General features: G+C 23.4%; 15 protein-coding genes. 14 read left to right on the top strand and 1 reads right to left on the bottom strand.

Annotated elements, in window-relative coordinates:
- The first annotated feature begins 563 nt into the window (after nt 1–563).
- The 6 genes from ACQH26_RS01180 to sepF all read left to right on the top strand — a co-directional run bounded on the left by ACQH26_RS01180 (nt 564) and on the right by sepF (nt 5,553).
- Complete coding sequence (locus tag ACQH26_RS01180; RefSeq protein ID WP_425382590.1) at nt 564–947, top strand: hypothetical protein; 384 nt, start codon at nt 564–566, stop codon at nt 945–947.
- Between the two features lie 435 nt (nt 948–1,382).
- Nucleotides 1,383–1,814, top strand: a complete 432-nt coding sequence (gene mraZ, locus ACQH26_RS01175; RefSeq protein WP_425383057.1) for a division/cell wall cluster transcriptional repressor MraZ — start codon at nt 1,383–1,385, stop codon at nt 1,812–1,814.
- 5 nt (nt 1,815–1,819) lie between these two features.
- Nucleotides 1,820–2,770, top strand: coding sequence for a 16S rRNA (cytosine(1402)-N(4))-methyltransferase RsmH (gene rsmH, locus ACQH26_RS01170; RefSeq protein ID WP_425382589.1), 951 nt, complete (start codon nt 1,820–1,822; stop codon nt 2,768–2,770).
- Nucleotides 2,771–2,791: 21 nt separating this feature from the next.
- Nucleotides 2,792–4,072 (top strand): hypothetical protein, encoded by a 1,281-nt coding sequence (locus ACQH26_RS01165; protein WP_425382588.1) that lies wholly within the window; start codon nt 2,792–2,794, stop codon nt 4,070–4,072.
- Nucleotides 4,073–4,107: 35 nt separating this feature from the next.
- On the top strand, nt 4,108–5,262 hold the full coding sequence (ftsZ, locus tag ACQH26_RS01160; RefSeq protein ID WP_425382587.1) for a cell division protein FtsZ: 1,155 nt from the start codon (nt 4,108–4,110) through the stop codon (nt 5,260–5,262).
- 6 nt (nt 5,263–5,268) lie between these two features.
- The gene (sepF, locus tag ACQH26_RS01155; RefSeq protein ID WP_286642494.1) at nt 5,269–5,553 is read left to right on the top strand and encodes a cell division protein SepF; all 285 of its coding nucleotides are present in this window, start codon (nt 5,269–5,271) and stop codon (nt 5,551–5,553) included.
- An 81-nt stretch (nt 5,554–5,634) separates the two neighbouring features.
- On the opposite strand, the gene ACQH26_RS01150 is transcribed toward sepF, so the two are convergent.
- Nucleotides 5,635–6,409, bottom strand: a protein-coding gene (locus ACQH26_RS01150) for an IS5 family transposase (protein ID WP_425382586.1) whose coding sequence is annotated in 2 segments (ribosomal slippage) — nt 5,635–6,147 and nt 6,149–6,409 — 774 coding nt in all. Because the reading frame shifts where the segments join, the coding sequence is not laid out codon by codon here.
- Between the two features lie 546 nt (nt 6,410–6,955).
- Between ACQH26_RS01150 and ACQH26_RS01145 the strand changes: the two genes are divergently transcribed.
- The 8 genes from ACQH26_RS01145 to ACQH26_RS01110 all read left to right on the top strand — a co-directional run bounded on the left by ACQH26_RS01145 (nt 6,956) and on the right by ACQH26_RS01110 (nt 10,917).
- Entirely contained in the window at nt 6,956–7,117 is a 162-nt protein-coding gene (locus ACQH26_RS01145) for a hypothetical protein (RefSeq protein WP_425382585.1), read from the top strand.
- Nucleotides 7,069–7,695: a hypothetical protein gene (locus tag ACQH26_RS01140; RefSeq protein WP_425382584.1), complete on the top strand. Its 627-nt coding sequence runs from the start codon at nt 7,069–7,071 to the stop codon at nt 7,693–7,695. The genes ACQH26_RS01145 and ACQH26_RS01140 overlap by 49 nt, the downstream gene beginning before the upstream one ends.
- Nucleotides 7,696–7,759: 64 nt before the next feature.
- Nucleotides 7,760–8,005: a hypothetical protein gene (locus tag ACQH26_RS01135; RefSeq protein WP_425382583.1), complete on the top strand. Its 246-nt coding sequence runs from the start codon at nt 7,760–7,762 to the stop codon at nt 8,003–8,005.
- A 213-nt stretch (nt 8,006–8,218) separates the two neighbouring features.
- A complete protein-coding gene (locus ACQH26_RS01130) occupies nt 8,219–8,578 on the top strand; it encodes a helix-turn-helix domain-containing protein (protein ID WP_425381863.1) in 360 nt (119 codons plus the stop codon).
- A 40-nt stretch (nt 8,579–8,618) separates the two neighbouring features.
- Nucleotides 8,619–8,870 (top strand): transposase, encoded by a 252-nt coding sequence (locus tag ACQH26_RS01125; RefSeq protein WP_425382582.1) that lies wholly within the window; start codon nt 8,619–8,621, stop codon nt 8,868–8,870.
- The gene (locus ACQH26_RS01120; RefSeq protein ID WP_425383056.1) at nt 8,871–9,107 is read left to right on the top strand and encodes a transposase; all 237 of its coding nucleotides are present in this window, start codon (nt 8,871–8,873) and stop codon (nt 9,105–9,107) included. It abuts the gene before it with no gap.
- Between the two features lie 921 nt (nt 9,108–10,028).
- On the top strand, nt 10,029–10,388 hold the full coding sequence (locus tag ACQH26_RS01115) for an IS630 transposase-related protein (RefSeq protein ID WP_425382453.1): 360 nt from the start codon (nt 10,029–10,031) through the stop codon (nt 10,386–10,388).
- Between the two features lie 40 nt (nt 10,389–10,428).
- Entirely contained in the window at nt 10,429–10,917 is a 489-nt protein-coding gene (locus ACQH26_RS01110; protein ID WP_425381862.1) for an IS630 family transposase, read from the top strand.
- The last annotated feature ends 348 nt before the right edge of the window (nt 10,918–11,265 follow it).

The following is an 11,265-nucleotide window of genomic DNA, read 5'->3' as shown; positions in this document are numbered from 1 at the left end:
AAAGGAGAAAAAAATGGACAGATTACTAGAAACCACAACGAAAACTATAGAAAAAACTAAAACTAAAAAGGCAAGTTGATTTAAGTTATTTAGATTAATTATAATTAAAATTAGTTACAGTTTTATTACGGCATTTTTATTTTTATTTTCAATAGTAATTTCGGTATTGAGCATTAGTGTTTTGTTTTTTTTTAAATTTATCAATAGAAGATTTTATTATTGATTTACAATATTATATTATGATTTTTTATAGTATATTTTTATTTATTTTTATTTTATTAAATGCTATAAAAATTTTTGGTACTCAATTTGAAGATAGTTCTTTCTTATTATTACTTACTAAACCTTATACAAGAAATGTTATTATTTTAACTCAATACGCTGCTTTATTTTTTATGAGTTTAACTTTTATTTTCATAAATATTATTGCTTTATTAATATTTGGCGGGATTTGCGGAATTATTATAAAAGTTTCTTATTTAACTTTTTACGTATTAACTATCCTAAAGTTTTTTGGCTTTTGCTCTTTATTTGCTGTTTTAGTTACTGTTGGTGTAGTACCAATGTTAACTTTTACTCCATCACAAACAGTTTTTTTAATTTTTGTTATTTTCTGTAGTCTATTTTTATTAGGTGGTTTGCCTTACTCATTAACCAAAATAAATAGTGACATTATTAAAATTAATTTTGAAAATAATATCCAATATACTGTTAGTGAAATCAAAGAAGCAATTTTATTTAAACAAAATTTAGAAAAAGGATTAATTAAATATCCAAATTTAACAAAAGCTATTTTTGATTTTTATTCTAATCTTAGTGATCAAGAATTAAAGGATATTAAAGAAAATAATGTTATTAATAAACGTATTGATTTTTATCAAAAATTAGGATTTATTAAAACAAATCCTACTGTTAAAACTCTTAGAACCTGTTTAGGATCTTTTTAATAGAATTTAACTAAAACAAGAAATAATCATTTATAAATAGGTACTTAACCAATAATTTATTTTCTTTTTCATTTTTTTGTTAAAAAGATTTTATCATTTGAAAACTTATCGACTAAAAATCTATTTTTTATTATAAAATAACCATTATAATATAAATTTTATTAAAATTAATCAAAAAAGATCCTAAACAGGTTCTTAGTGGTAAAACAACCTCTTGAAAACCAATTGAATTTCAAAATAAAGATATATTTATGAAAATTACTTTTAATAGTCCTAAAAAGTGTTGCCATTCCACATTTAATTATATTTACTAGAATTAATTAAACATAGTTATTTTTGTAAGTTACACAGATTACTAAACATTACCTAATCAATTGCAATTATATGCCAAAGGTTATATAATATGGGTAATAGTGGGAAAGTGTGGGTGATATTATGCTACTAGGACAATCATTGTCAACATTAGATGAAAAGAAACGAATGATAATTCCTTCTAAGTTTAGAAGTTATTTTCATAACAATGAGATTGTTATTGTTTCTAAAGGCTTTGAAGGCTGCTTAGTTATTCGTAACGAAATTGAATTTATTAAATGACAAGATAAAATCTTATCACAATCCGAAGGTCAGAAAGAAGCCAGAATTTTAGCAAGACAAGTATTTGCTAATTCAGAAGAATTAACTATTGATAGCAAAGGTCGCATTAATATTCCACATTCATTATTGACACTAGTTGATATTAAACAAAAAGTAATTATGATTGGACTATCCAATAAAATTGAGATTTGATCAGAAACTAATTGAAATAGTTTTAATCAAGATACCAAGGATAAATTTGAGTCAGCGGCAGCAGCTCTAGATGAGATATAAAAATTATGAATAATATCAATGCAAGACACATTTCTGTAATGTTAACAGAAGCAATTGATTTCTTAAATATTAAACCTGATGGTATTTATGTCGATTGTACATTAGGACGAGCAGGTCATAGTAAAGTTATACTATCAAAACTTACGTCTGGCAAACTATATGCTTTTGATCAAGATCAAATGGCCATTGATAATAGTAAAATTATTTTAAAAGATTTTAAAGATAAATATGAAATAATTAAAAGTAATTTTGCTAATATTCAATCTGAGCTTTTAAAAAGAAATATTACTAAAGTTGATGGTATATTATATGATTTAGGTATATCATCACCACAAGTTGATGAAGATATTAGAGGATTTAGTTATATGAAAGATGCTAAGTTAGATATGCGTATGGATCAAAGTCAAAAATTAAATGCGTGAGATATTGTTAATAATTATAATTATGAGCAATTAAAAACAATTATTAAAAATTATGGTGAAGAAGTATTTGCTAGTAGTATTGCTAAAAATATTATTAAAACAAGAACTTTTCAACCAATTGATACCACTTTACAATTGGTTACGATTATTAAAAAATCATTACCAGTAAGAGTATTAAATAAGCATCATCATCCTGCCAAAAAGACTTTTCGAGCATTAAGAATTGCTGTTAATAACGAGTTAGAAACATTAAAATCTTCTTTAAAACAATCTTTGAAATTATTAAATTCTAATGGTAGAATTGTTGTTATTAGTTTTCATTCTTTAGAAGATCGTATTGTTAAACAAACTTTTAATGAAGTTTTAATTGATCCACAAGCACAATTATATGCTAAATTACCAGTTCACAATAATTGAAAAACAAAATATCAATTAATAATTAAAAAACCAATTACACCAAAGCCTGATGAAATAAATAAAAATCCAAGAGCACGAAGTGCAAAGTTAAGAGTTATTACTTATATTGATTCATAAAAATGTTTGGAGGTGAACAATATGAATTTTCAAGAATTATATGTTGTATGTCAAATTGAAGACTTTAGTTTAAAAGTTATGGTTAATAATTATGTTAATAATCAAATTCAGGTTTTATATAAAGAAACTGTTGATACTGAACAGTTTTCTGAAAATGGTGTAATTATTAATTCAATTGCTACAGGTAAGTTATTAAGGCAAATTATTAATAAAATTAATAATACTTTAAATATAAAAGTACAACGTATTGCCTTAACTTTACCTTCAAATAATTTAAAAATTTATCAATCACAAGCATCACTTGATTTTAAAGATGCTAACCACATTATTACTGATGAAGATTGTAGTAAAGTGATTGAAATGGCTAAAAACATTACTATTGATAATAGTGAAATTATTTGTTTAACTAAACCATATAATTTTAAAGTTGATCATGCAATTGGTAATGAACAATTACCAATTGCTAAAAAAGGACAAGTTATGCATGTTGATGCTTTAGTTTATTCATTACCTAAAAGTTTATATAATTCTCACCTCGAAGTATTAACTAATGCCGAAACAGAATTGTTAACGGTTACTTTAGATCAATTTGCATTAGTATGTAATATTAAAAATACTGATTTTAATCGTAATACAGTTTTAGTTGATTGAAATATTAATAGTACTAAGATTAGTGTTTTTAGTAATTCAGTATTATTTGCAACAACCAATATTAAAATTGGTTGAAATCAAATAATTCAATCATTAATGAAGCAAATGCATTGTGGTTATGATAAAGCTGAAAGATATTTACAAAAAATTATTAATATAAGTAGTAATTATTTATGCGATGTTGTTGTTGATAAGTATGTTGATGAGCAGACAAAATCTATTGTTCGTTTAACAAAAACTGATTTACAAGCAACAGTTAAAAACCAAATTAATGAAATTATTGCTTGTATTGAATATTTTCTGGATGAAGTTAGTGATAATAATAGTTCAGATATGGAAATTATTTTTACGGGAATTACTATTGGTTTATGTGGTTTTGCCAACTATTTTAAAAATAATAGCAAATTAAAAGAAGTAAAATATATGCTTAGCCAAACTCCTGGTGCATATAGTTATCAGTGAACTACTTTAATCGGTAATACTCACTACCAACATTTAGTAAATGTTTTTAGTAATAATTATATTTCATCAATACATAAACCAGAAATTGTATCAAAATTAAATCATTATACGCATTCTAATAATCATGATAATAAGCATTATAATTCCCCCTTTCAACCAAATTATCAGTATAATGATGGTAGTAAATAGAAGAAGACAATTTGATTAATCAGGAGGAAAATAAAATGGAACATAATAATTCACAATTTAAACCAATAGCATCAATTCGGGTAATTGGTATTGGTGGTGCTGGTAATAATGCTGTTAATAGAATGATTGAAGCAGAGGTACAAGGTGTTGATTTTTATGTTGCTAATACTGATGCACAAGTAGTTAATGCATCACCAGCTGAAAATAAAATTATTTTGGGCAAAGAATTATCAAAGGGACTTGGAGCGGGAGCTAATCCCGAAATTGGTAAACAAGCCGCAATTGAAAGTGAAGCAGAGATTAAACGTGCTTTAGATGGTGCAGATATGGTTTTTATTGCTGCTGGTATGGGTGGTGGTACTGGTACTGGTGCTGCATCAATTGTTGCAAGAATTGCTAAAGAATGGGGTGCTTTAACAATTGCTATTGTTACTAAACCATTTAAATTTGAAGGACGTAATCGTAATGCTCATGCCGTAGTTGGAATTGAAAATTTAAAGAAACAAGTTGATGCAATTATTATTATTTCTAATGATAAATTATTACAAGTAATTGGTAATATTCCTCTTAAAGATTCGTTTAAAGAAGCAGATAATATTTTACGTCAAGGTGTACAGACTATTACTGACTTAATTGCTGTTCCTGCTTTAATAAATTTAGATTTTGCTGATGTTCGTACTATTATTGAAAATAAAGGTAATGCCTTATTCGGTATTGGAATGTCAAAGGGTGAACATAAAGCTAAACAAGCCGCAACAAAAGCTATTTCTTCTCCTTTACTTGATGATGTGACAATTAAGGGTGCTAAAAATGCTATTGTTAATGTTACTGGTGGAACAACAATGACATTAACTGATGCTAATATTGCTGTTGATTTAGTTCGTGATGCTGCGGGTAATGATGTTAATATCATTTTTGGTGTTGCTGTTAATGAAAATTTAAATGATGAAATGATTGTAACAGTTATTGCCACTGGTTTTGATGAAGAAGGTGCTAATGCTAATAATTTTGTTTATAGTTCAAAAGTTGATAATCATGAATTTATTACTAATAAGACTCAATATTTAAGTGAAGAAATTAAAGAACAAACAAAGAAAAAAGAAGAAGAACAACAAAATTTAGTCCAAGAAGCAGCAATGGAAGCAGATGATGATTTACCATCATTTTTACGAAGACGAAAGGGAGTTTAATTAATTATGGGATGAAGAAGTAAAAAATATAAAGACAATGATGAAAATAGTAATTATAAAACCAGTTTTCAAGAACAAATACAAGAATTTGCTCCTAAAAATTATCAAGAAATTGAATCAATTGCTAATGCTATGATTTTACAAAAACCAATTAAAGTTAATTTAACAACAACTGTTGAAAATGATCGAAGAAGAATTATAGATTTTCTTTGTGGTATTTCGTATGTTATTGGTTTTGTTGTTGATAAAACTGATATTCATATTTATGAATTTAAAAATGAATTAAGTTAATCTTGAACAAATAGGTTTTTATTTCTTTCTAATAATAAAGAAATAAAATTATTTATTTTTTAAATTGTTCTTAGAACCTGTTTAGAATCTTTTTAATAAAACTGAAATAAAGGAAAGAACAACCATTTGTAAACTAGTATTTAGTTTTCTTTCACAATTTTTTCATAATCTTCTGTATTTTTCTAATCAAGCAAAGCTTCGTTCTACAATTCATCTTTTTGGTAATACTACAAAAGTATGTAGTTCATTGCGTTTTATAATTTCAACATTTGCATTTATGATTGTTTTGATTTCAGAAGCAAATTTTTCACCAGTATAACCAGCATCTACTATTATTTTTTGAACTGCAGAAAGATTTTCTTTTTCATTTTCAATCATTATTATAGCGCTATTACGATCTGTTTTTTCTGCTGTGGTTATTAAACCTTGAGAATCAACAATAATATGACGCTTTATTCCTGAAATCTTTTTACCAGCATCATAACCTTTATTTTCAGTAGTATCTGTATTTTTAACACTTTGCGAATCAATTATACAAAAACTAGTTTGTTCTTTGCGATTATTGTTGATACGAACTTTTTTAACCAATTTTTTTTAAAATTAATTGCCATACACTAGCTTCTTTACCGTTATTTTTACTTCAAATTTGAAAATAATAATATACAGTTTGTCATTTTGGAAAATTTTTTGGTAGCATTCTTCATTGACAACCACTTTTTAATACATATAAAATTGCACAAAATACTTCATATAAATCTAAACTTCTTGGTTTTGTTTTCTTTTTGCTATTTTCTAAAATTGATTTTATGTTCTCAAATTGTTCTTTGGTGACATGACTTGGATAATTTTTATGCATAATATATACCTCTGATTTTAAAATATATAATCATTTTACATTATTTTCGAAAAGATTCTAAACAGGTTCTTACATTAATTTTAGAATAAAAATCCCTTCTAAATTAGAAGGGATTTATTGTTTTAATTTGCATATTTGTTATTTTTTCATGTAATAATAAAATTTATTTCATAATAACAGTGTTTATTATTTTTATATAATATCAATGATGTTTTTATTTATCATTTTAATTAGTAAAATTAATGTAATATAAAGTATGATTTTTGTATATTATTTGCAATACGTTTTATAAATGCTATTATTTAATAATAGTTATCTTAAATATTAGAGATAAACTATATGCATTATTATAGGTAATTAACAAGAGATTTTAGAGATTGTTAATTAACTTTTTCAAATAAATTATAACTAATTTATTTTAGAATTGTTCCTTTGCTTATTTTAATTAAAATTTAAAATAAAAAAATTAAAAAAATATGTTTTTCAAGCCCATTGTTTTATTTTTAATAAAATAAATGGGCTTTTTATTTGAAAGGATGTAAAAAAGTGCCTACAGAAAGTCAAGAAATAGGTTCTGATAATAAAAAGCAAAAAAATATTAAGGATTTTAGAAAAGAAATAATTTCTAAGATTACAAGTGCAAAAATAGAAAGAAAGTATTGCAAACAATTAATAGTGATGACCTTGCTATATTTTTTAATAGTTTAATTAAAGCAGATTCATTATTTTGATTTTTAAATATTGTTCATCATCTTTATCAAGAGTTATTTTCTCTTTATAATAATAAAAAGTTTTTAGTATTTGATGAACTTTTATTAGAAAATTTAAAAAATTCATGACAATGAATTGAAAAAGAACAGCAAATTTTTAATGAAGAACATAATTTAATTACTGAATTAAAAAATATAGCTAAAGAAGCATTTCCAGAACAATATTTTGAAATTATAAAATTTAAACAAGAACAAGCGCGAATTAATTTTGATTACTTTTTTCCTGAATTAAAACTTCCCGATAATGCGATTAATTTTTGAAAACAAATTATACAAGAAGAAAATCTAGAACAGTTTTTATCGGTAGAGTGAAAAGAAAAAATTGCTGAGTTGTGTAACGTTTTTATTAATTTTGAAAAAAATATTAAAAAATTTAAAATTATTGGTGAAGATTATCAAGAATTTATTTTAAATCATAAAAGAAATCTAGAAAAAGTTAAAGAATGTAGTGAACAAGTCGCATTAGTTAGTAATGTGATGAAAAGAAAACAATTTTTAATTAGACTTACTGCATAACTAGTTAACTTTTCATTTTTTTGTTATTATTAAAATAAAATTTGAATAGTTAAGGATAAATTTTATGACATATTTTGAATTAAAAGATAAACCAGATCAATATTTTCGTAAAATAGTTGGTATTAATAAACTAGTTTTTAATGAAATTTTAAATATTTTATTAGATCATCAAAATCTAAAAAATACCACTGGTGGAAGGCCATATAAAATGTCAATAGAAGATAGAATTTCAAAAAATTGAAGAACAACATCAGTCACTTATAACATCATTAAAAGAAATTCTTCCTATTGAAAGATTAAAAGTTATTAATAGTTGAAAGACAATTGATAATAATGAAAATGTAGCAACTAAAAATGAAGATTCTTTATTATTTGAAACGATTATTAAATATATTGATACATATAGCTAACTAAAGTAATATTTACTCATAAATAATGTAAAATAATAATATGTAATTTAAACAGTTTTTGAATTTAAAAGTACAATTCAGCAATAATTAAAATAGATTAGGAAGATTAAATTATGCCAAAACCATACAGTGAAGACTTACGAAGAAAAGTAATAGAAGCTTATGAAAGTAAAAATATGAAAATTAAAGAAATTTGTAAAGTGTTCAATATCACTAGAAAGACTTTATTTTTATGAAGAAAAAGAAAAAAAGAAACTGGGCATATAAAACCAATTTTGAATTATCAAAAAGGACATAGCCACAAAATAAAGGATTTAGATGAATTAAAAAATTATTTAGCAGAAAATAAAGATGTTACAGTTCAAAAAGTAATTGATAAATTTGGAAATATGACTAAAGAAACAGTTTATAACTATTTTAAAAAACTAAATTATACATATAAAAAAAACTTTTCTATATGAACAAAGAGATAAAAATAAACAAGAAGATTTTTTAAAAGAAATAGCTAAAATAATGAATGAAGATTTAGTATATATTGATGAATCTGGAATTGATGATAATGAATTTTATAAATATGGTTGATCTGAAAAAGGTAAAAGATTATTTGATAATAAACCCGCATATAAAATAAAGAGAATGAGTATAATTGGTTCACTAAATAAAGGTAAATTAAAAGCCTTATGAGCATTTGAAGGACATTGCAATAGTAAAATTTTTGAATCATATGTTAAAAATAAACTAATTCCAGTATTAAAGCGTGGATAAATTATAGTTTTAGATAATGCAACGTTTCATAAATCTAAATTAACACAACAATTAATTGAAAATGCTGGATGCAAACTATTATTTCTTCCGCCATATTCTCCTAATTTAAATCCAATTGAACATTTTTGATTTGCTATAAAACATAATATAAGAAAAATATTACCAAATTATTGACCAAATATTAAAAAAGCGATTGATTTTGTTTTTCAAGATATGAGTAAACATTACTTTAGTTAGCTATATATAGAAGATTTAATTCCAAAAATTAAAGCAAAAGTTGAAAAAGAATGAGAAGAAACTGAAGATGAAGATTGAGATGCAGTTGAAGCAATAACTACTGCTTTCAAATCTGATTTTGAAAAAAAAGATACTGAAATTGAACATTTAAAAAAAATTCTTGAAGAAAAAGAAGAAAAAATTGCACAACTAGAGACACAATTAAAAAATGTGCTACCTAAAAAAGATAGTCCAATTGTGAGTTTTAATGATATAAAAGAGCAATGTGATTTAGAATTTTTACCAATTTTAGAAAACAATTTTGATGGACTTTAACAAAGTAAAGAAAGTGATTCTAGTAGAAATTTATCTTCAACTTCGCTTACTTCTTATTAAAATATTCATGTCAAAATTTAATTAATACTTATTTTTTGTTAAATTAGCAAAAAAAATGTTATTATTATATTTATTAAATATGATTTTGTTTTTCGAAGAGGAATAATTTGTGTTTTTATTATATAAGCAAAAATTTAAAAATTGAAGATTTTTATATAAATTTTTAAGTTGTATATTAATTTTTATTTTATCAATATTAACTATCATCTTTTCTGTATTTACTGAATTTTGATATGTTAATAGTACTAATAAAGATAATTTCTATAATTCTATAGTATTACAAAACTTTGATATAATGTTATCATTTTGGTCTTCTCAAACAATATTTATTGTTAATATTTGATTTTTATTTTCTTTAATTTATCATCAAAAAGAGCAGACAAATAGATTCACTAATATTTATAGTCAAATTAATTTAACAATATATAGCTAACTAAAGTAATATTTACTCATAAATAATGTAAAATAATAATATGTAATTTAAACAGTTTTTGAATTTAAAAGTACAATTCAGCAATAATTAAAATAGATTAGGAAGATTAAATTATGCCAAAACCATACAGTGAAGACTTACGAAGAAAAGTAATAGAAGCTTATAAAAGTAAAAATATGAAAATTAAAGAAATTTGTAAAGTGTTCAATATCACTAGAAAGACTTTATTTTTATGAAGAAAAAGAAAAAAAGAAACTAGGCATATAAAACCAATTTTGAATTATCAAAAAGGACATAGCCACAAAATAAAGGATTTAGATGAATTAAAAAATTATTTAGCAGAAAATAAAGATGTTACAGTTCAAAAAGTAATTGATAAATTTGGAAATATAACTAAAGAAACAGTTTATAACTATTTTAAAAAACTAAATTATACATATAAAAAAAACTTTTCTATATGAACAAAGAGATAAAAATAAACAAGAAGATTTTTTAAAAGAAATAGCTAAAATAATGAATGAAGATTTAGTATATATTGATGAATCTGGAATTGATGATAATGAATTTTATAAATATGGTTGATCTGAAAAAGGTAAAAGATTATTTGATAATAAACCCGCATATAAAATAAAGAGAATGAGTATAATTGGTTCACTAAATAAAGGTAAATTAAAAGCCTTATGAGCATTTGAAGGACATTGCAATAGTAAAATTTTTGAATCATATGTTAAAAATAAACTAATTCCAGTATTAAAGCGTGGACAAATTATAGTTTTAGATAATGCAACGTTTCATAAATCTAAATTAACACAACAATTAATTGAAAATGCTGGATGCAAACTATTATTTCTTCCGCCATATTCTCCTAATTTAAATCCAATTGAACATTTTTGATTTGCTATAAAACATAATATAAGAAAAATATTACCAAATTATTGACCAAATATTAAAAAAGCGATTGATTTTGTTTTTCAAGATATGAGTAAACATTACTTTAGTTAGCTATACATCACTATTACTGCCCTTATTTTTTGAGTGGGGATATTTATTGATAGTGTTTCAAAGTTAGATTTAGAACTTAATTGATTTTGAAAATTGAATAATTTATCTTTATTTTGTTCCTTTTTAGATCATTTAGTATCACCAATATTGATGATTACTTTTTTAATTTTAACTTTTAGAAAAAATAAATTTAATATCAATATTAAAAAACAATTTATATTAGTAGTTATTTATCCAATTATTTATCTAACTTATATTTATATTAGAGCCAGTATTTTTACAAGCAAATGATGTTAAAAATTTTATTTATCCTTATAATATTCTCAACTTTAATTATTCAATTATTGG

This window comes from Spiroplasma endosymbiont of Melieria omissa, from assembly GCF_964031175.1.
GTDB classification, from domain to species: Bacteria; Bacillota_I; Bacilli_A; order Mycoplasmatales; family VBWQ01; genus Spiroplasma_E; species Spiroplasma_E ixodetis_A.
The sequence above is the reverse complement of the archived record's forward strand: the minus strand, read 5'-3'. Positions and strand labels throughout refer to the sequence as shown.